Raw genomic sequence first — 20,354 nt, forward strand, 5'->3', positions numbered from 1 at the left:
GGACGAGCTGGAACGCCGCTTCGAGACCGCCGACGGCTGGAAGCTCGACCGGGGGCCCATCACCCAGAAGTCCGTGACACCGATGCGGAGTTACGTCCACGAGCCGATGCGCCACGGACGCCTGTTCCTGGCCGGGGACGCCGCGCACATCGTGCCGCCCACCGGTGCCAAGGGGCTCAACCTCGCCGTCGGTGACGTCGTGACCTTCGCGCGCGCACTGACGCACGAGAAGGAGACCGGGTCGGCGGAACTGCTCGACGCCTACTCCGAGACCTGTCTGCGCCGCGTCTGGCAGGCCGAGCGGTTCTCGTACGACATGACGACCCTCCTGCACCGGACCCCGGACGCCACTCCCTTCGAGGACCGGCTCCAGCTGGCCCGGCTGGAACGCATCGCCGGCGCCCCCTCGGCGGAGACCGACCTCGCCGAGGGGTACACGGGTTTCCCTCTCGACTGACGGGACCCCCTCTGTCTTCCCCTCCAGCATCAGAACCCCCCGCTGATCCCCCCGGATCCCCCTCCAGAAGCCCTGATGACAAGTACGACCGGCAAGGTAGGGGGAGGGTTGTACGCGGGACGGATATTTTTCTCGGTCCCTACGCCGCGTGCTCCACGAATCGTGCCGCCGTCTCCGCGAGCAGCTCGCGCCCGTCCCTGGCCCAGAGCGTGTCGTTGAACAGCTCGACCTCGATGGGACCGGTGTAACCGGCGGCCTCGACGTATCCGCGCCACTCCCGCATGTCGATCGAACCGTCACCGATCTGACCACGGCCGTTGAGGACACCCTCCGGCAACGGGGTTGTCCAGTCGGCGAGTTGGAAGGTGTGGATACGGCCCTCGGCACCGGCGCGGGCGATCTGCGCGGGCGCGTTGTCGTCCCACCAGATGTGGTACGTGTCCACCGCGACGCCGACCTGGTGGGCGGGGAACCGCTCCGCCAGGTCGAGGGCCTGGGTGAGCGTCGAGACCACGCAGCGGTCGGACGCGTACATGGGGTGGAGCGGCTCGATGGCCAGCCGTACGCCGTTCTTCTCGGCGTACGGGCCCAGCTCGGTGAGCGCGTCGGCGATGCGCTCCCGGGCGCCGCGGAGGTCCTTCGAACCGGCAGGCAGTCCGCCCGACACCAGGACGAGGGTGTCCGTGCCGAGCGTGGCCGCCTCGTCGATCGCCCGGCGGTTGTCGGCCAGGGCCTCCGCGCGCTCCGCCGGGCCGATCGCGGTGAAGAAGCCGCCCCGGCAGAGGGTGGTGACGGCGAGGCCCGCGTCGCGGAGCAGTTTCGCCGTCGCCTCGACGCCGTACTCCTGGACCGGAGCACGCCAGAGGCCGACCCCGGGGATGCCCAACTCCAGGCAGCCGTCGACCAGTTCGGGCAGGCTGAGCTGCTTGACCGTCATCTGGTTGATGCTGAAGCGCGAGAGATCGGCGGTGCCGCCGGTCGATGGGCTCACTGGGCCACTCCGTACAGGGACAGCAGGTTCTTCATCCGCTCCTCCGCGAGCTTCGGGTCCGGGAACAAGCCCAGTCCGTCGGCGAGTCGGTAGGCGCGGGCGAAGTGCGGGAGGGAGCGGGCCGACTGCAGCCCGCCGACCATGGTGAAGTGCGACTGGTGACCGGCCAGCCACGCCAGGAACACCACGCCCGTCTTGTAGAAGCGGGTGGGCGTCTGGAAGAGATGGCGGGACAACTCGACCGTGGGGTCGAGGAGTTCGCGGAAACCGTCCGTGTTGCCGGTGTCGAGGACGCGTACCGCCTGCGCGGCCAGCGGGCCGAGCGGGTCGAAGATGCCGAGGAGGGCGTGGCTGAAGCCCTGCTCGTCGCCCGCGATCAGCTCGGGGTAGTTGAAGTCGTCGCCCGTGTAGCAGCGCACGCCCTGCGGGAGACGGCGGCGGATGTCGATCTCGCGCTGGGCGTCGAGGAGGGACACCTTGATGCCGTCGACCTTGTCGGGGTGGGCGGCGATGACGTCGAGGAAGGTCTCGGTGGCCGCGTCGAGGTCGCTCGACCCCCAGTAGCCCTCCAGCGCCGGGTCGAACATCGGGCCGAGCCAGTGCAGGATCACCGGCTCGGCGGACTGGCGCAGCAGGTGGCCGTAGAGGTCGAGGTAGTCCTCGGGGCCCTGCGCGGCGGCGGCGAGAGCGCGGGACGCCATCAGGATCGTCTTGGCGCCCGCTTCCTCGACGAGGGCGAGCTGCTCCTCGTACGCCTTGCGGATGTCCGCCAAGGAGGCGCCGGGTGCGGTGAGTTGGTCGGTGCCGACCCCGCAGGCGATGAGGCCGCCCTCCGACCTGGCCTCGGCGGCCGACCGGCGGATCAGTTCCGCCGCGCCGGCCCAGTCCAGGCCCATGCCGCGCTGGGCGGTGTCCATGGCCTCGGCCACGCCGAGCCCGTGGGACCACAGATGGCGACGGAAGGCGAGGGTCGCGTCCCAGTCGACGACCGCCGGAGAGTCGGGCGACACGTCCGCGTACGGGTCGGCGACGACATGGGCCGCCGAGTAGACCGTACGGGAGGTGAAGGGGATGCCGGGGGCGACGGCGAGAGGGGTCGCGCGAGGCTCGTAAGCCTGCAACAACCCTGTGGTGTCCGGGAGTTGGATGGTCACAGCGAGATCTCCGGTACGTCGAGACGGACGCCCTCCGCCGAGGACTTCAGGCCCAGTTCGGCGAGCTGGACACCGCGGGCGCCGGCCAGCAGGTCCCACTGGTAGGGCGCGTCGGCGTAGACGTGCTTCAGGAACAGCTCCCACTGCGCCTTGAAGCCGTTGTCGAACTCGGTGTTGTCCGGGATCTCCTGCCACTGGTCGCGGAAGGAGTAGGTCGCCGGGATGTCCGGGTTCCAGACCGGCTTCGGCGTCGAACTGCGGTGCTGCACGCGGCAGTTGCGCAGACCGGCGACGGCCGAGCCCTCGGTGCCGTCGACCTGGAACTCCACCAGTTCGTCGCGGTTGACCCGGACGGTCCAGGACGAGTTGAACTGGGCGATGGCGCCGCCCTCCAGCTCGAAGATGCCGTAGGCGGCGTCGTCGGCGGTGGCGTCGTACGGCTTGCCGTTCTCGTCCCAGCGCTGCGGGATGTGGGTGGCGGTGAGGGCCTGGACGGTCTTCACGCGGCCGAACAGCTCGTGCAGCACGTACTCCCAGTGCGGGAACATGTCGACAACGATGCCACCGCCGTCCTCGGCGCGATAGTTCCAGCTCGGCCGCTGGGCGCTCTGCCAGTCGCCCTCGAAGACCCAGTAGCCGAACTCGCCCCGGACGGAGAGGATGCGGCCGAAGAAGCCGCCGTCGATGAGGCGCTTGAGCTTCAGCAGGCCCGGGAGGAACAGCTTGTCCTGGACGACGCCGTGGCGGACACCGGCCGCGTTCGCGAGGCGGGCCAGCTCCAGGGCGCCGTCGAGGCCGGTGGCGGTGGGCTTCTCCGTGTAGATGTGCTTGCCCGCCGCGATCGCCTTGCGGATCGACTCCTCGCGCGCGGAGGTGACCTGCGCGTCGAAGTAGATGTCGACGGTCGGGTCGGCGAGGACCTCGTCCACGTTCGTGGAGACGTTCCGCGGGTCCAGGCCGTGCTGCTCGGCGAGCGCCTTCAGCGCGTGCTCACGGCGGCCGAGCAGGATCGGTTCCGGCCACAGCACGGTACCGTCACCGAGGTCGAGACCGCCCTGCTCGCGCAGAGCGAGGATCGAGCGGACCAGGTGCTGGCGGTAGCCCATGCGCCCGGTCACGCCGTTCATGGCGATACGCACCGTCTTGCGTGTCACGTCTTTCCCTTCGTAGGTGCCACAGGGGGCGGGGTACGCGGTGTACGCGCCGCGTACGCCCGGTTGGAGAGCAGCCCCCGGCAGCCCTACTGGCAAGCGTTACAGCAAGCGCTTTCTATCTAGGGAGAAGCTAGCCTCTGTGCAGCGGTCTGGACAAGAGCACAGAGACGCCGAATTGTTCGAGGGGGCGAACGGCGGGGGCCGAAGGTCATAGTGTCGGCATCGGTATGGACCTGAAGACGCAAAATACGACAACTTACAGCAACGCGACAGACGACACGATGCGCGACCGGAGGACGACGAGATGACGGTGACCCTGGCGGACGTGGCGGCCCGCGCGCAGGTCTCGCCCGCGACGGTGTCGCGCGTACTGAACGGGAACTATCCCGTGGCCGCGACGACCCGCGAGCGGGTGCTGCGTGCCGTGGACGACCTGGACTACGTGCTCAACGGCCCCGCGAGCGCGCTCGCGGCGGCCACCTCCGACCTGGTCGGGATTCTCGTCAACGACATCGCCGACCCCTTCTTCGGGATCATGGCGAGCGCGATCCAGTCGGAGGTCTCGGGCCCGGGCGGGCGCGCGGGCGGCGAACGGCTGGCGGTCGTGTGCAACACGGGCGGCTCTCCCGAGCGCGAGCTGACGTACCTCACCCTGCTGCAGCGCCAGCGCGCGGCGGCGGTCGTACTGACCGGGGGCGCGGTGGAGAACGAGCCGCACCTCGCGGCCGTGTCGGCGAAGCTGCGGCGGCTCGCGGACGCGGGGACGAGGGTGGTGCTGTGCGGGCGCCCGCCGGCGCCGGACACCTCGGCGATCGCGCTGACCTTCGACAACCGCGGGGGCGGCCAGGAGCTGACCGAGCATCTGATCGGGCTCGGGCACCGGCGGCTGGGGTACATCGCGGGCCCGGAGGAACGGACGACGACCCGGCACCGGCTGGAGGGACACCGGGCGGCACTGGTGGTCCACGGGATCGAGGAGGATCCCCGGTGGACCGTCTACGGGCGGTACGACCGGCGGTCGGGGTACGAGGCCACGCTGGAGCTGCTCCGCCGGGACCCTTCGCTGACGGCCGTGGTCGCGGCGAACGACTCCGTCGCGATCGGGGCGTGCGCGGCGCTGCGGGAGTCGGGGCGGCGGATTCCGGACGACGTGTCGGTCGCCGGGTTCGACGATCTGCCGTTCAGTGTGGACGCGGTGCCTTCGCTGACGACGGTGCGGTTGCCGTTGTCGGAGGCGGGGGCCCGGGCGGGGCGGATCGCCATGGGGCGCGAGGAGCCGCCGCCCGGGGGGATCGCGACGGTTCGGGGGGAGCTGATGGTTCGGGGGTCTTCGGGGGTGCCTCGCCGGTAGGTGGGTGCGGTGTGGCCGGGCGGCGGCTTCGGGGGCTTCGGGGCCGCCTTTCGCCTGTGCGGCGCGCGCCGGAGGCTGCCGGGTCGACGTCCTCAGACGCGCACGTCCGGTCGCCTGTGAGCTGTCGCGGCGATCAGGAGCAGTGCGGTCACGGCGAGCGCCTGGAGCGACAGTGAGAACCAGGTGGGATGCCCGAGGGGGAACAGCAGCGGCACGGCGACGCCCGCCGCTGCCACGACCGCGGCGAAGGGGACGAACAGCGGATCCCTGCGGCCGCGCAGCTGCCAGTACGCGGCCCCCGCGCAGAGGAACTCCGTGAAGCCCAGTGCGATCTGCAGGTACGTCATCGATGAAGACCGTTCTCGTGACCGGCCGCTTGTCGGTTGACGATGGCCGGTTGTCGTACTCGAAGTAGTCCCAGGGGCCGTCGGCCCTCGTCAACAAACCGCGGCTAAAGCCCTTCCCCTGACCTGCGCGCCGCCCCGAACCCGAGGACAATGGGCCCCGTCGGTCGGACATCGCCCGCACCCCCGAAAGGTGGCGATCATCATGACTGAGCACCCGCACGCAACCCTCGTACGCAAGGGCTACGACGCCTTCTCGCGCGGTGACATGGAGACCATGCGCACCCTGCTGGCGGCGGACGCCACGCACCACGTCCCCGGCAGCCACTCCCTGTCCGGGGACTTCAAAGGGCAGGACGCGATCATCGACATGTACCGGCGGCTCGGCGAGGAGACGGACGGGACCGTGCGGGTCGCGCCGCTGAACGTCCTTGTCGACGGCCGGGGACATGTGGTGTCCGTGCACCGGTTCACCGCCGAGCGCCAGGGCCGGCGGATCGACGAGTCCGGCGGCATCGTGTTCCGGATCATCGGCGACAAGATCACCGACCTCGACGAGTGCGTCGAGGACATCGACCGCAGCAACGAGTTCTGGGCCTGAGACCGGCCGGCGCCCTCACCTCAGGCCGAGCACCTCCCCGGCGATCTCGCCCTGGCTGCGCTGGAGTGCGTTCCAGGCGGTGAGCGCCTCGGTGTGCCGGTTCAGCCAGGTCTGCTGGACCGCGCGGAGCCTGGTGTACGCGGTGCTCAGGTAGTCCGTCTCGTCCTTGCAGCGCACGTCCGCCCGCACGGCGGGGCTCTTCGCGAGATCGGTGCCCCTGGGCAGGCCGTACAGCAGGCTCGTCGGATCCTTCGCGTCGGAGCCGGCGGCTCGCATGCACGTGCTCCAGCGGGCGTTGGCGGCACGGAACGCCGGGTCCTTCTCCAGCTGCTGCCGGGCCTCCTTGTCCCCCTCTCCGAGCTGGATCCGCAGTTCCAGCCAGCGCACACGCTGGTCCCCGAGCAGGTGCTTCTCGGCCTCGGCCTGGCAGCCGTCGGCGGGCCGGGTGACCGTCACCAGCTTGCCCTTGGCGGAGATCCGGTTCTCGGAGTCACCGAAGAGCGCACGGGTGAACGCCTGGCTCTCGGGTTTTTCCGACGGGGGTGCCTGCGGCTCGGCGGGGGTCAGGTCCGCGAGGGACTCCGGGCCGAAGGGCGTCGCGTGCTCGCCGGCCGTCGCCGCCGCGCTCACCATCGCGACCGGCCTGTAGGTGAACCCGCGTTTCGCCATGCACGCGACGGTGAGCTTCCGCTGGGCCAGGACGATGTTCCGCTGTGTTCCCTCGCGGTCCTGGAGCAGTGCGTAGAACGGCAGGCGCTCACTCAGCTCGGCCGGGGACGTCGTCGCACGGCCGGCCGGGGGCGCGGCTGCCGGGGAGCGGTCGGTGAACGCCCAGGCGGTGACGCCGGCCACGAGGGCGAGAGTGAGTGCGAGTACGGCCGCGTACCGGGATCGGCGGCCCGACGGTGTCAGTAGCACGAGACCGATGTCCCCGTCCGCAGCAGAAGGGAGCCGACCCGATTGCCGGTGCCGCTCGGCAGGTTGTCGACCTCGCTGCCGGGGTTCACGCAGAACTGGAAGCCGTTGTAGTTGCTGTTCCGGTAGAAGTGGCTCTCGTAGCCGCCGCTGCTGGAGTTGGTCACGGACGCGACGTTGTTCTTGACCACCGAACCGTCGGCGTAGAGGTCGTTCGCGAGATCGGGGTCGCTGCTGAAGTACGAGTGCACGCTGCCGGATGCGTTGTAGACGCAGACGTGTCCCGCGCCGCAGCCGGAGGCGGCCACTGCTGGAGCCGTGGCGAGTCCGGCGAGGCCCAGTGCCGCCGTGCTGACGAGCGAGACCCCGACCGCCACTGACCTCCTGCGCTTCACCGCTGTCACTGCTGTCACTGCTGTCACTGCTGCCACCGCTGTCATCTCTTCCACCCCGTCCACCCCTGCCACCCCGTCCACCTCTTCCTCACCTCTTCGTGCACGTCGTTCTCGTGCCATGACGTCAGGCCGGCGGCTCTCGACAGAGCCGCCGGCCCGCTGTCGACGGTCAGTAGCAGCTGATGCTCGTCGTGCCCCTGAGCTGCAGCGAACTGGCCAGGTTGGCCTGGCTGCTCGGCAGCCCGTCGACCTCGCTGCCGGGGTTCACGCAGAAGAGGAAGCCGTTGTAGCCGCTGTTGCGGTAGAAGTGGCTCTCGTAGCCGCCGGTGGAACTGTTGCTGGCCGACAGGGTGTTGTCGTTCACGCTGGAGCCCTGACCGGCGCCGTTGACGTTGTACTCGTTGAACGTGTCGCCGGCGAAGTTGGTGTCACTGTTGAAGTACGAGTGCTTCGCCGAGCCCAGGCCGCTCCACATCACGCAGTGGTAGCCGGAAGCACAGTTGGTGCTCGCGGCGGCAGGGGTCGCGAAGACCGCGCCGGCTGTCGCGGCCAGGGCGGCCACGCCGAGTGCTGCGGCGAACCTGCTGCGGATGCCTGTCTTCGAGCCTGATCGAGTGATGGCCATTCTTCCTCCGTTGTGTGAACCCACGGGCTGGTCCGGCCCGTTGACGTGCGGAGCTCCGTACCAGGTGCTGTGCGGTGCCCCGAGAACCTCACCCTGGGCCACCGCGGTGCAGTCCCCGCTCAGTCCTCGCGCAGTCCTCGCGCAGTCCTCGCGCAGTCCGGGTTCAGTCCCGGTCGAGTTCCGGTTCAGTTCCGGCTCGGACCGCCCGACCAGGCGCCCGGAACGAACCGTTCCGGTCATATACCCGGTACGCATATGGCGCCACGCGAGTAGCGCAGGGCATCGTGGGCACCGAGAACTCGGGTGGGGGGTGTCCCGCGGCTCGGCTCGCGGGTCGCGGAACGGAAACCCTGGGGGAAGAGTGTTGGAGTTCCGTGTGCTCGGGCCGGTCGAGGTCTGGTGCCAGGGCAGAATGCTGCCGCCGTTACCCCGGAAACCGACCGCGCTGCTCACCGCGGGGCTCGTGGACGCGGGGCGTCTGGTGTCGGTCGACAGGCTCGTCGACGCCATCTGGGGCAACGACCCCCCGTCGTCGGCCGCCAAGTTGGTGCAGGGGTACGTCGTACGGCTCAGACGGGCGCTGCGCCGGTCGGGCGGGCCGGAGACGATAGTGACCCGGCCCCGTGGCTACCAGTTCCAGGCCGAGGAGGGGCAGTTGGACCTCCGGCGTTTCCTGGCCCTGGTGGAGCGCGGCCGCGCGGCGACGGCACTGGGCGAGCGGCGGGCCGCGGTGGAAGCCTTCGAGAGCGCCCTCGGACTGTGGCGGGGCCCCGCGCTCGGCAGTCCCACGAGCCCGGCCCTCCAGGCGGAGGCCGACCGGCTCGAGGAGGTTCGGCTGGCCACCTCGGAACACGCACTGGAGTCGCGCCTCACCCTCGGCGGTGGGGCCGAGATCGTCGGCGAGCTGACCCGGCTGGTCGCCGAGCAGCCGTTACGGGAACGGCCCCGGGCCCTCCTCATGCGGGCTCTGGACCGCTGCGGACGCCGGGCGGACGCGCTGCGTGTGTACCGGGACGGCGACTGGCGTCTGCGTACCGAACTGGGCATCGAACCCGGTCGCGAACTGCGGGAGGTGCACGCACGTCTGCTGGCCGACTGCGGGTCGCCGGTGCTCGGCGGCGAGCAGCGACACGAACGGCGGGCCAGGCAGGCACTGCGGCGGAAAGCAGACGCGCAGGCCGGGCAGTCACAGGAGTCGGAAGCGGAGGCACGGACCGGGCGGGCACAGCAGCGGAAGGCAGCCGCGCAGGCCTCGCCGGAAGCCGTGCCCGAAGCCCCGCGGGCAGCCCGTCCTGCCCTGGCCCCGAGCCTGCCGTCGAGCCCGTTCCCACCTCGCCCGCCGGCCCAACTCCCCTGTTCACCAGAGCACTTGACCGGCCGATCCGCCGAGACCGCACGGCTGGAGGCGTTGCTGCGCGGCGGCGGGGAGCGCACCCGTGTCTGTGTCGTGCACGGCATGCCCGGGGTCGGCAAGACGGCACTCGTCCTGCACGTCGCGCACCGGCTGGCCTCGATGTTCCCCGACGGGCAGTTGTACGCCGATCTGGGTGGCGGCGATCCCGCCCGGGCCGCCGACCCGTCGGACGTTCTCGCGGGGTTCCTGCGCGCGCTGGGCCCGGGAGCAGGGCCTCTGCCCGCCCAGCCGTACTCCCACCGAGCCGGGTGCACCCCCAAGGGGGAACCCGGTTACACGGCCGGGTATTTGCCGGGATCCCTGTCCGAGCGGGCCGCCGCGTTCCGCACCCTGGCCGCCGACCGGCGGATGCTGGTGGTCCTGGACGACGCCGCCGACGAAGGGCAGGTGCGGTCTCTGCTGCCGGGGGCGGGCCGCGGCAGTGTCGTCCTGATCAGTGGCCGACGGGCGCTGCCGGGTCTGGCGGAGGCCGAGCGGCTGGGTCTGGACGTGCTGGGTCCCGACCAGACCGCCGCCCTCCTCGGACGGCTCGCGGGTCCCGGCCGGACGGGAGCCGAACCCGAGGCGGCGGCGGCGCTGGCCCGGCTGTCCGGCGGGCTGCCGCTCGCGGTGCGGGCCGTGGCGTCCCGGCTGGGCGCCCGCAGCCAGTGGCCGTTGCGTGTGCTGGCGGACCGGCTGGCCGACGAGGACGCCCGGCTGGACGAGCTGGCCTGCGGCGACCTCGACGTACGGGCCGGCATCGAGTCCTGTTACCGGTCCCTGCCCGAGCCGCAGCGCCAGGTCTTCCGGCGGCTCGGGATGCTGGAGTCCCCGGACTTCGCCCCCTGGGTGGCCGCTCCGCTGGTGGCGGCCTCCGTACCCGAGGCACAGCGCCTGGTCGACCGGCTGGCGGACGCGCATCTGCTGGAGTCGGGGAAAGTGGACTCCAGCGGCCAGGTGCGTTACCGCTTCCACGATCTCGTGCGGCTGTACGCCCTTGAGTGCGCCGACCACGAGGAAACCCCGGAGGAGCAGCTGGCCGCCCTGTCACGGCTGGTGCGCGCCTGGCTGACGCTCATCCGCCGGCTCGACGCAGGCGCGCCCGTCGAACATGCGCGGCACACTCCGGGGGCGGCCGCGAACGGCCCCGACGCGGCGTTCACGGCCCGCCTGCCGAACGCGCCGTACGCGTGGCTGCGGGCCGAGTCGGCGACGCTGTCGGCTGTGGTGGCACTGGCCGCACGTCTCGGTCTGCACCAGCAGGCGTACGAACTGGAGTTCGCGCACGCACGCGTGGCGTCACGGGTGCGCGGGACGGAGGCGGCCCCGTGGACGGCGGGCCGGGCGCGGCCTACCCTCGAAGGGCATCTCTGACCGAGTCAACCATCCGTGCCCAAAACCGAGGTACGCCATGACCGTTCAGGACATCCGTTCCTTCAACCGCTTCTACACGAACGTCATCGGCGCCCTCGACCACAGCACCCACCTCCACGCCCCCTACACCCTCACCGAGGCCCGTGTCCTCTACGAGCTGGCTCACTCCGCCCGTACCGACGCCGCCGATCTCCGTGCCGAACTCCGCCTGGATGCCGGGTACTTGAGCCGTATCCTCAACAAGTTCGAGCAGGACGGGCTGATCGAGCGGGCGCCCTCCGAGCGGGATCCCCGGCGCCGCCGGGTCACGCTCACCGGGGCGGGGCGGGAGACCGCCGGGCTGTTGAACGAGCGGTCCGCGGAGGCCATCTCCTCGCTGCTCGCCGGTGTGCCCGCCGCCGACCGGCCCCGGCTGGTGGACGCCCTGCGCACGGTCCGTTCGCTTCTCTCCGACAACCGGCCCCCGCGCCGCGAGGACGTCGTGCTGCGCGAGCCCGACCCCGGTGACCTCGGCTGGATCGTGCAGCGCAACGCGGCGCTCTACGCGGCCGAGTACGGCTTCAACACCGACTACGAGGGGCTGGTCGCCCGTATCGTCGCCGACTTCGCCGAGGATCACGACCCGCATCTGGAGCGGGTGTGGATCGCCGAGCTGGACGGGCGGCCGGTCGGGTGCGTGATGTGCGTACGGGACGAGGCGCCGGGGACCGCCAGGCTACGGCTGCTGCTCGTCGAGCCGGAGGCGCGCGGGCTCGGCATCGGTGACCGGCTCGTCGGCGCCGTCATCGGCTTCGCGCGCGAGGTCGGCTACCGCGACCTCGTCCTGTGGACCAACGAGGTGCTCGGCGCCGCCCGCCGTATCTACCAGCGGCACGGCTTCGTCCTCGCCTCCGAGAAGCCCCACCGCTCCTTCGGCAGGGACCTGGTCGGCCAGGACTGGCGACTGGATCTCCACGGCACGACTGAAAAGTGGAGCGACGGATAGGGTCCCCATATGAAACTGGCGTTCTCCACCCTCGGCGTGCCCGGTCTCCCCCTCACCGAGGTCCTGCGGCTCGCGACCACCCACGGCTACCACGGCGTCGAACTGCGCACGCACCCCGAAGAACCCGTCAACCTCGGTCTCGGCCTCGCCGAACGGGCCGATGTGGCCGCCGAGTTCAAGGCGTCCGGCGTCGAACTCCTCGGTCTCGCCGGATACGTGCGGGTCGCGGCCCCCGGCGACGACCAACCCGTGCTCACCGAACTCCGCGCGCTCCTCGACCTGGCCCGCGACCTCGGGGCCCCCTTCGTTCGCGTCTTTCCCGGCGGCGGCACCGACCAGAGCCCCGAGGAGGCCGACGCGACGGCGGCCCGGAGGCTCGGCCGCGCCGCCGAGTACGCGGCCGACGTCGGCGTACGCATCCTGCTGGAGACCCACGACTCGCACCGCACCGGCGCCGACGCGATCCGCGTCCTGGGCCCGGTCGGTCACCGCCAGGCGGGCGCGCTGTGGGACGTCATGCACACCTGGCTCGGCGGCGAGCAGCCGACCGACAGCTATCTGGCCCTCGCCCCGCACCTCGGATACGTGCAGGTCAAGGACATCGCCTCGACCGAGGACACCACCCCGGTCGCACTGGGCGCCGGCGTGCTGCCGCTCGCCGAGTGCGTCGAGGTCCTCACCCGGCACAGCTGGGACGGCTGGCTGTGCTGGGAGTACGAGAAGCGGTGGTACGAGGCCGCCGAGCCCCTGGAGTGCCTGCTGGGCGCCGGCCGCGAGCACCTCGCCCGGCTGCTCAACGAGTCGGCCTAGCCCAGTACCCGCCTCAGCTCTCCGAACGCCTCGTGGAACCCGGGGAACGTCTTGCGTACGCACCCCGGGTCGTCGAAGGTGATCCCGGGTGTGCGCAGGCCGGTCACCGCGAAGGACATGACGATGCGGTGGTCGCCGTACGACTTGATGTCCGTGCCGGGGGCAGGGACCGCGCCGGGGTGGATCTCGATCCAGTCGGGTCCGGTCTCCACCCGTACCCCCAGCCGCCGGAGGTTCTCCGCGCAGGCGTCCAGGCGGTCGCACTCCTTCACGCGCGTGTTGGCCACGTCCTCGATGCGTACGGGGCCGGACGCGAAGGGGGCGAGCGCCGCCAGGGTGGGCATGGTGTCGGAGATGTCCCGCATGTTGACCGTCAGGCCCCGGAGTTCACCGGTTCCCGTGACCGTCGTGCGGTCCTCGGCGATCTCCACCCGGGCGCCCATGCGGCGCAGTACGTCGACGAAGCCCAGGTCGCCCTGGAGCGCGCCGGTGCCGAGGCCCGGGACCGTCACCTCGCCGCCGGTGAGGGCCGCCGCCGCGAAGAAGTAGCTGGCGGTGGAGGCATCGGGCTCGACGGCGTAGGTGGTGGCCCGGTAGCCGCCGGGCGGGACCACGAAGACGTCGCCGTCCTGGCGTACCTCCGCCCCGAACTCCCGCATCATCGCGATGGTGATGTCCACGTAGGGGGCCGAGACGAGGTCGGTGACGTGGATGCGCAGGCCCTTGCGGGTCAGGGGGCCCAGGAGGAGCAGCGCGGTGAGGTACTGGGAGGACTGCCCGGCGTCGAGGGTGACGTTTCCGCCCTCCACGCCCGCCGCCTCGACGGTCAGCGGGTGGTGCCCCTCCGCCTCCTCGTGCCGCAGGTCCACGCCCAGGTCGCGCAGGGCGCGGGTGAGGGGGGCGAGCGGGCGGCGGCGCATCTGGGGGGAGGCGTCGAAGCGGTAGGTGCCGTGGCCGGCGGCGACGAGGGTGGGGAGGAAGCGGGCGGTCGTGGCGCCGTCGCGGCAGTGGACGTCGGCCTCGGTGGCCGCGGGGCCCTGCGGGCGGCCGTCGATCTGCCAGGCGCCGGGGGTCCGCCCGACCCGGTAGCCGAGGCCGACCAGGCCCTCGGCGAAGCCCTCCGAGTCGTCCGAGCGCAGGGGGCGTACGAGGGTGGTGACCCCGTCGGCTGCCGCGGCGAGGAAGAGGGCGCGCGCGGTGATGGACTTGGAACCGGGAATCTCTACGACGGCCATGCCCCTATGCTCGCCCGCCCCGCGCCCCGGGCGCCGGAACGTCCGCGAAATGGACCATGAACGGTACGTTTTCCGCCGGAGGTGGAGCCAGGGGTTGTGGGTGAGCCGCGGCACCGTCGTGGCTTGTCGCGCAGTTCCCCGCGCCCCTTCGGGCGCGGGGGAGGTCACGCGAAGAGGAGGCGCCAGGTCAGCGGGCCCGGGTAGCCGTCCGCGTCGCCGCGCAGTTCCTTGCGGGACTTCTGGAAGTCCCGGACGTTGAGCCGGTCGGTCTCCCCCCAGCTGCGGCTCGGGCCGACCTTGTAGTGGTCGCCGAAGCCCCGCTTGACGAGCTGCTTGCCGAGCTTGAGGACGTGTGCGTTGACGGCGCCCTCCTTGAAGTACTTGCGGCCCGGGTAGGCGGGCACCTTGGGCTTGGGTGTGCTCTGCGGCGGGGCGGACTCGTCGTCGGAGCCGTCCACGTCCAGCTCGGCCTTGGCGTACTTCAGGAGCGTGGAGAAGTCGATCGCGCCGGGGTCGCCGTGGTCGTTCTCCGGGACGTGCATGTGGCCGCACACGCCCTTGAACGCCTTCCATTCGGTGAAGGACATCCGCTGGCCGCCGTCGCCGTACGAGGTCGGGTAGGCCGGCCAGGACTTCGGGCCGGCCAGCGCCACGCCGTGCTCCTCGTGCATCCAGGCCAGGAACCGCGCGACCGACCTGAGCGCCCAGTCGGGGGCGTCGGGCCAGTGGATGTGCTCCTGGCCCGCCGCCGTCCACCTCTTGTGGGTCTTGGGGTCGCAGGTGCCGACCAGTTCGACCTGGGTGACGTTGAGTGTGTTGGTCTCGACGCCGCCGCGCTGGTTGGCGAGGGCCCGGGACGAGGTCTCTACGTCGAAGCGCCGGTACCATTTCAGCTTCTTCGCGGGGAGGTCCGGCACCGCCGTCAGGTTGGGCCCCATCGAGCCACCGCTGTACGTGGGCAGGGTGCGCCCCTCGGTGGTGTGCAGGACGAAGACGTTGACCTGCATCGGGTCGCCCGGGTGATCGTCCTGGTACCAGTTCGCCCGGCTGGCACCGGGGTATCGCTGAGGTCCTGACTTCGTGGCCATCCCACGCCTCCTGTGTCTCGGCTTCCCCCCTGGCCGGTCCCCCCGACAGGCGCGGCTGCCGTGAGGGTATGCGGGGCAATGTTGGGATCATCCCTCAACTGGCTTGGAAATGGAGATAGTTGACGTGATTCCGCGTGTCGGAGCACCGACGTGCGGGTAGGCGGATGCCGCTCCGGCTCCCTCGCGCGGCGGGCGCGGCCCCAGGGACCGCGCCAGCCCCGCCACCCACCCCCGTACCGACTTCGCGGAATCGGCCACGATCCGGGAACCCGTCCCCGTCCCGCCCCGTCCAACCGGCACGACTGCCGGATGAGTCACCGCTGCGCGGTGTCGGCCTCGCTGCTGGCTGCGAACGCTGACGCACCCTCTCCAAACCGCCCGCGGCCGGCAGCCGGCCGTCACCGGCGCGCCCCCTCCGATGCGCCGGTGACGGCCCCCTTTCCGGGGCATTCGGCCATCTCGCGTTATGGTGCGCACCCTTGACTGGAAGAAACTTCCCGGTTATTCGTGACTTCTCGGAAGTTTCCTTCACGAGGGAAGGAGCGCCTTCGTGCGCGACCCAGCTGAGCAGAACGGGATCACTACCAGCCCTTCCAGACGCGCCCTCCTCGCCGCGACCGCCGGCACCGGCGCAGCGCTCGCCCTCGGCGGTGAGGCGCATGCGTACGACAGTGACGCGCGCCTGCGCCGGATCGTCTCCGGGATGACCCTGGAGGAGAAGGTCGGCCAGCTGTTCGTCATGCGGGTCTACGGGCACTCCGCCACCGCGCCCGACCAGGCCGACATCGACGCCAACCTCGCCGAGCTGGGCGTACGGACGGCGGCCGAGCTCATCGCCAGGTACCGGGTCGGCGGGATCATCTACTTCTCCTGGGCGCACAACACCCGGGACCCGCATCAGATCGCCGACCTCAGCAACGGCATCCAGAAGGCCTCCCTCTCCCTCAGCCGTGGTCTGCCGGTGCTCATCTCCACCGACCAGGAGCACGGGATCGTCGCCCGCGTCGGCAGGCCCGCCACCCTCCTCCCCGGGGCCATGGCCCTCGGCGCGAACGGCTCCCGCACCGACGCGCGTACCGCCGCCCGCATCAGCGGCGCCGAACTGCGCGCCCTCGGTATCCGCCAGGACTACGCGCCGGTGGCCGACGTGAACGTCAACCCCGCCAATCCGGTGATCGGCGTACGGTCGTTCGGCGCCGACCCGAAGGCCGTCGCCGGGCTCGTCGCCGCGCAGGTCATGGGGTACCAGCGGTCCTCCGTCGCCGCCACCGCCAAGCACTTCCCGGGGCACGGCGACACCGCCGTCGACAGCCACTACGGCTTCCCCGTCATCGAGCACACGCGCGAGCAGTGGAGCAGCGTCGACGCGCCGCCCTTCCGCGCCGCGATCCGTGCCGGCATCGACTCGATCATGACCGCGCACATCATGGTCCCGGCCCTCGACGACTCCGGCGACCCCGCCACGCTCTCCCACCCGATCCTCACCGGCATCCTGCGCGGGCAACTCGGTTACGACGGGGTCGTGGTCACCGACTCGCTGGGCATGCAGGGCGTACGGGAGAAGTACGGCGACGACCGTGTTCCGGTGCTCGCCCTGAAGGCCGGGGTCGACCAGTTGCTCAACCCGCCGTCGATCGACATCGCCTGGAACGCCGTCCTGACGGCAGTACGACAGGGGGAGTTGACCGAGGCCCGGCTCGACGTGTCCGTCCTGCGTATCCTCCGGCTCAAGAACCGGCTCGGGCTGCTGAGCCGTCCGTACGTCACCCGTGCCGGGGTCGACCGGGCCGTCGGTGTCCATGGCCATCTCCAGGCCGCCGACCGGATCGCCGAGCGGACCACCACCCTCCTCGTCAACGAGCGGAAACTGCTGCCCCTTTCCCGGGTGACCCACAAGCGGGTGCTCGTCGTCGGAGCCGATCCCGCCTCGCCGTCCGGTACCACCGGGCCGCCCACCTCCGTGCTGGCCGGCGCCCTCACCGAACTGGGCTTCACCGCCACCGCGTTGTCGACCGGCACCGCCCCCTCGGCCGCCGTCATCGCGCGGGCGGTAGCCGCCGCCGGGGAGGCGGACGCGGTGGTGGTCGGGACATACAACCTGAGCGGCGGGAGCAGCCAGCGGACCCTGGTCGCCCAACTCCTCGCCACCGGCCGGCCCGTGGTGTGCGTCGCCGTCCGCAACCCCTACGACGTGGCCCAACTTCCGGACGTAGAGGCCTACTTGGCCACCTACTCCTGGACCGACGTCGAACTCCGGGCCGCCGCGCGGGTGATCGCGGGTCGGGTCCGGCCACGCGGAAAGCTGCCGGTGCCGGTGCTGCGCCCGGACGATCCGACGAGCGTGCTGTATCCGATCGGTCACGGACTGTCGTACTAGAAGCGGGAGGCAGGGAGGCGTACGCGGCGTACGTCGCACAACCGGCGCACCACCCCCAATAGGCGCAAATCCGCTGAACTTCCGGCGTGACCCTGGCGTCGCGGGCCAGGCTGGGCGGGGGAACTCGGGGGGATGCGATGTACGGAAAACGATCCGTGGGATCCATGGGGCCCAGGAGGTCCGTGGGGCCTGCTGAGCCCGTGGGTCCTACGGGGTCTGCGGGATCCGGCGCAGTGGTGTGCGTGCGGGTGGTCGCCTTCGCGCTGCTGGTGCTGGTCGCGGTGTTCACGGCGACCGGGTGCCGGCTGTCGTCGGGCGGTTCGGCGGAGGACGGGAAGGGGGCGGTGGGCGCTTCAGTGGGTGTGGGCGGCTCTTCGGCGGGTGCCTCCGGGGCCGCCGCGGGCACGGTGGTCGGCCAGCGGCCGGCGTCGCCCCGGCCCACCGGCTTCGGCACCGTCTTCCTCTCCGTCGACGAGTGCAGCTCCTTCGGCATCACCAGCTTCACCGAGGTGCCCTGTACCAGCGAGCGCGCGGCGGCCCGGGTCGTGGCCCGGTACGACGGCACGGTGACCGAGGGTCCGACGTGCCCGGCGACCACCGACTTCGTGCTGCACATCAGCGAACAGCGGCCGGCCGCCGACGAGGACGGAGACGGGGCCGTCCCCCAGGGCTACGCCTGTATGCGCAACCTTCAGGCTCCGCACCCCGGCGACCCCGGCGGCGGCGGAGGCCCGCGCACGATCGTCGGCGACTGCGTGTACAGCGCCGGGCGCGGCGAGGTGCGCGAGACGGCGTGCGACGGGAAGGGCGAGCAGAAGCCGGAGTACCGGGTGACCGAGGCCGTCACCAAACGCCTCGACTGCCCGACTTCCACCGCCCTTTACGTGCAGTTGGGCGGAGAACGGCCGGTGGGATGCGCGAAACCGGTATGAAGGATTCCATTTCATCGGCCTTCTCGGCCGATAACGAGTCGCTCCCATTCACCGGAACAACTGTTGTGATGATTTCGTGAATCGGTAGGCTCCCCCCTGTCATGGCGCGGACCACTTCTTTTCGGACAGTCCGTCAGCACTCACAGGCCGGGAACCTCTGTGGCACTCCACGCACGCACGGCGCAGCAGCCGCAGGACCGGGCTCCGAAGCGCCAGTTGTCCGTCCGGACCATGCTCCTCGTCCTGGCCCTGGTGCCCTGTCTGGCCCTGGTGGCCCTGGGCGCGATGGACTCGGCCCACCTCCACGGCGACTGGCGGACCGTTCATGACCGCAACGACGAGGCGAAACGCTTCGGCACCCCGCTCGTCACCGTCTTCTTCAACCTCCAGGAGGAGCGGCGGCTCAGCGCGGCGATGCTCGCGGACCCCAAGGCCGACCGGACCGAACTGACACGTCAGCGCGAACTCACCGACAGGTCCGTACGGAACCTCGTCGCGGTCGGCGCCGCCCCGACCGCGCTCGACGAGCCCTTCCAGGAAGTCACCCGCGGGCTGAAGAAGCTGCCGGGCTACCGGGACTCCGTGGACCGGCGGTCGACCTACCAGCAGCAGACGTTCGACGCGTACACCGACGTGATCGCGTCGAGCATGGAGCTGTTCGAGGACTTCAGCAACGTCGGCTTCGGCGAGACGGCCGTCCTCACCCGGCCGGCGCTCGACGCGCAGTGGGGCCAGGAGATGATCTCGCGCGAGGACGCGGTCATCACCGCCGGAGTGGCGAGCGGCAGACTCACCGGTGAGCAGCGCTTCCAGATCGCCGAGATGATCGGCAGCCAGCAGCACATCTACAGCGACAAGGTCGTCCCCCAGCTCTCCGACACCCGCGCCGAGACCTACCGGGCGGTGCTGACCGGCGCCGACTGGAAGCGGAAGACCTCGGTCGAGCAGAGCATCCTCAACGCCGAGGGCACCGGCGCCGAGGACCGGACCGCCGTCTCCGCCGCGCTCGGCAAGGAGTGGCGGCAGAGCGTCACGGGGATCACCCCGCAGCTGCTGGGGGCCAGTAACGCGTACTCCGAGGACCTCGTCGCCGCCACCGAGGACGAACTCGACGGCCTGATGACCCACATGATCGTCAACAGCGCGGTGAGCGTGGCGGCCGTGGTGCTGATGCTGGTCCTCTCGCTGCGGCTGACCGGAACGCTGCGCCGCCGGATCTTCGGCCTGCGTGCCGAGGCGCTCGAACTCCAGGAGCGGCTGCCCGACATCGTGGAGCGGCTGCGCAAGGGCGAGAAGGTCGACACCGACGCCGAACTGCCCGAGATCCGCCACGGCGACGACGAACTCGGACAGCTCGGCCAGGCCCTCAACGAGGCGCGCGGCTCGGCCCTGGAGACGGCCGTACGGGAGATCGAGCTGTACCGGGGCTTCGAGCGACTGCTGCAACGCATCGCGCGGCGCACCCAGTTGCTGATCGGCATGCAGCTGAAACGTCTCGGCGAGATGCAGCGGCGGCACGAGGACCCCGAGGTCCTGGAGGGGCTCTTCGACCTCGACCACCTCGCGGCCCGGCTGCGCCGCTACGAGGAGAACCTGGTCATCCTCGGCAGCGGCACACCGCAGCGGCGCTGGCGCAGGCCCGTCCTCCTGCTGGACATCATGCGCTCCGCCCAGGGCGAGGTGCAGGACTACCGGCGTATCCGGATCGACACCGACGGCGAGACCTGGCTGTCGGAGCGGGCGGTCGGCCCGATGGTCCACCTTCTCGCGGAGCTCATGGAGAACGCGGTGTCGTTCTCCCGGCCGCCGACCCCGGTCGAGGTGACCGCCTCCCAGGTGGGGCGCGGGATCGCGATCGAGATCGAGGACCGGGGCATGGGCATGGACCCCGAGCAGTACGCCGAGGCGAACGCGCTGATGGCCGCGCCGCCCCGCATGGACGTGATGTCCCGCGCCGACGACGCCCGTCTCGGCCTGTACGTCGTGGCCCGTCTCGCCGCCAACCTGGGCCTCACGGTCGAGCTACGGCCCTCGTCGTTCGGGGGCACCCGGGTCGTCGTCCTGGTCCCGTCGGAGCTGATCTCAGCGGGTCAGCCGAGGCTGAGCGGGGCGGTGACGGGCGGTCGGCCGATCTCGGGTGGGCCGGCCCCCGACGGGCAGCCGGTACCCGGCG

At 71.2% G+C, this 20,354-nt stretch carries 18 protein-coding genes; 9 read left to right on the forward strand and 9 right to left on the reverse strand.

Annotated features, from left to right (window positions below; translation table 11 throughout):
* The coding region (locus STRTUCAR8_RS27600) for an FAD-dependent monooxygenase (RefSeq protein WP_006379383.1) at positions 1-457 on the forward strand (457 nt) is incomplete at its 5' end.
* Positions 458-596: 139 nt separating this feature from the next.
* Here STRTUCAR8_RS27600 and STRTUCAR8_RS27605 read toward each other — a convergent pair.
* From STRTUCAR8_RS27605 to STRTUCAR8_RS27615, 3 genes are read right to left on the reverse strand one after another with little or no spacing between them, the layout of a single operon-like run.
* Positions 597-1,394 carry a sugar phosphate isomerase/epimerase family protein gene (locus tag STRTUCAR8_RS27605; RefSeq protein WP_086025812.1) on the reverse strand — a complete coding sequence of 266 codons (798 nt, stop codon included), beginning with the start codon at positions 1,392-1,394 and terminating at the stop codon, positions 597-599.
* A 50-nt stretch (positions 1,395-1,444) separates the two neighbouring features.
* Complete coding sequence (locus STRTUCAR8_RS27610; RefSeq protein WP_006379374.1) at positions 1,445-2,602, reverse strand: dihydrodipicolinate synthase family protein; 1,158 nt, start codon at positions 2,600-2,602, stop codon at positions 1,445-1,447.
* Positions 2,599-3,756 (reverse strand): Gfo/Idh/MocA family protein, encoded by a 1,158-nt coding sequence (locus STRTUCAR8_RS27615; RefSeq protein WP_006379377.1) that lies wholly within the window; start codon positions 3,754-3,756, stop codon positions 2,599-2,601. Before STRTUCAR8_RS27615 ends, STRTUCAR8_RS27610 begins: the two co-directional genes overlap by 4 nt.
* Before the next feature lie 304 nt (positions 3,757-4,060).
* Between STRTUCAR8_RS27615 and STRTUCAR8_RS27620 the strand changes: the two genes are divergently transcribed.
* Complete coding sequence (locus tag STRTUCAR8_RS27620) at positions 4,061-5,107, forward strand: LacI family DNA-binding transcriptional regulator (RefSeq protein WP_006379380.1); 1,047 nt, start codon at positions 4,061-4,063, stop codon at positions 5,105-5,107.
* A gap of 92 nt (positions 5,108-5,199) precedes the next feature.
* On the opposite strand, the gene STRTUCAR8_RS27625 is transcribed toward STRTUCAR8_RS27620, so the two are convergent.
* Positions 5,200-5,454 carry a hypothetical protein gene (locus STRTUCAR8_RS27625; protein WP_006379371.1) on the reverse strand — a complete coding sequence of 85 codons (255 nt, stop codon included), beginning with the start codon at positions 5,452-5,454 and terminating at the stop codon, positions 5,200-5,202.
* A gap of 202 nt (positions 5,455-5,656) precedes the next feature.
* Here STRTUCAR8_RS27625 and STRTUCAR8_RS27630 point away from each other — a divergent pair, with 202 nt between their 5' ends.
* Entirely contained in the window at positions 5,657-6,052 is a 396-nt protein-coding gene (locus tag STRTUCAR8_RS27630) for a nuclear transport factor 2 family protein (protein ID WP_006379372.1), read from the forward strand.
* A gap of 15 nt (positions 6,053-6,067) precedes the next feature.
* Here the strand turns inward: STRTUCAR8_RS27630 and STRTUCAR8_RS27635 are convergent, their stop codons facing one another.
* The 3 genes from STRTUCAR8_RS27635 to STRTUCAR8_RS27645 form a co-directional block, all read right to left on the reverse strand.
* Positions 6,068-6,970: a hypothetical protein gene (locus STRTUCAR8_RS27635; RefSeq protein WP_006379381.1), complete on the reverse strand. Its 903-nt coding sequence runs from the start codon at positions 6,968-6,970 to the stop codon at positions 6,068-6,070.
* Positions 6,961-7,344: a peptidase inhibitor family I36 protein gene (locus STRTUCAR8_RS27640; RefSeq protein ID WP_044472987.1), complete on the reverse strand. Its 384-nt coding sequence runs from the start codon at positions 7,342-7,344 to the stop codon at positions 6,961-6,963. Before STRTUCAR8_RS27640 ends, STRTUCAR8_RS27635 begins: the two co-directional genes overlap by 10 nt.
* A gap of 187 nt (positions 7,345-7,531) precedes the next feature.
* Positions 7,532-7,987, reverse strand: coding sequence for a hypothetical protein (locus STRTUCAR8_RS27645; protein WP_006379367.1), 456 nt, complete (start codon positions 7,985-7,987; stop codon positions 7,532-7,534).
* A gap of 364 nt (positions 7,988-8,351) precedes the next feature.
* On the opposite strand from STRTUCAR8_RS27645, the gene STRTUCAR8_RS52830 reads away from it, so the two are divergent.
* From STRTUCAR8_RS52830 to STRTUCAR8_RS27660, 3 genes are read left to right on the forward strand one after another with little or no spacing between them, the layout of a single operon-like run.
* A complete protein-coding gene (locus tag STRTUCAR8_RS52830; RefSeq protein WP_006379369.1) occupies positions 8,352-10,754 on the forward strand; it encodes an AfsR/SARP family transcriptional regulator in 2,403 nt (800 codons plus the stop codon).
* A gap of 37 nt (positions 10,755-10,791) precedes the next feature.
* On the forward strand, positions 10,792-11,739 hold the full coding sequence (locus STRTUCAR8_RS27655; RefSeq protein WP_006379373.1) for a bifunctional helix-turn-helix transcriptional regulator/GNAT family N-acetyltransferase: 948 nt from the start codon (positions 10,792-10,794) through the stop codon (positions 11,737-11,739).
* 9 nt (positions 11,740-11,748) lie between these two features.
* Positions 11,749-12,549, forward strand: coding sequence for a sugar phosphate isomerase/epimerase family protein (locus STRTUCAR8_RS27660; protein ID WP_006379376.1), 801 nt, complete (start codon positions 11,749-11,751; stop codon positions 12,547-12,549).
* Here STRTUCAR8_RS27660 and aroA read toward each other — a convergent pair.
* A complete protein-coding gene (gene aroA, locus STRTUCAR8_RS27665) occupies positions 12,546-13,784 on the reverse strand; it encodes a 3-phosphoshikimate 1-carboxyvinyltransferase (protein WP_006379385.1) in 1,239 nt (412 codons plus the stop codon). The genes STRTUCAR8_RS27660 and aroA overlap by 4 nt on opposite strands.
* Positions 13,785-13,948: 164 nt before the next feature.
* The gene (locus STRTUCAR8_RS53510) at positions 13,949-14,872 is read right to left on the reverse strand and encodes a peptidoglycan-binding protein (protein WP_006379382.1); all 924 of its coding nucleotides are present in this window, start codon (positions 14,870-14,872) and stop codon (positions 13,949-13,951) included.
* Between the two features lie 550 nt (positions 14,873-15,422).
* Here STRTUCAR8_RS53510 and STRTUCAR8_RS27675 point away from each other — a divergent pair.
* The 3 genes from STRTUCAR8_RS27675 to STRTUCAR8_RS27685 form a co-directional block, all read left to right on the forward strand.
* A complete protein-coding gene (locus tag STRTUCAR8_RS27675; protein ID WP_006379370.1) occupies positions 15,423-17,249 on the forward strand; it encodes a glycoside hydrolase family 3 protein in 1,827 nt (608 codons plus the stop codon).
* Between the two features lie 233 nt (positions 17,250-17,482).
* Positions 17,483-18,181 (forward strand): hypothetical protein, encoded by a 699-nt coding sequence (locus tag STRTUCAR8_RS27680; protein ID WP_006379384.1) that lies wholly within the window; start codon positions 17,483-17,485, stop codon positions 18,179-18,181.
* 159 nt (positions 18,182-18,340) lie between these two features.
* Positions 18,341-20,354: sensor histidine kinase (locus STRTUCAR8_RS27685; protein ID WP_006379378.1), on the forward strand; the 2,014-nt coding region annotated here is incomplete at its 3' end.

Source organism: Streptomyces turgidiscabies Car8 (assembly GCF_000331005.1).
Taxonomy (GTDB): Bacteria; Actinomycetota; Actinomycetes; order Streptomycetales; family Streptomycetaceae; genus Streptomyces; species Streptomyces turgidiscabies.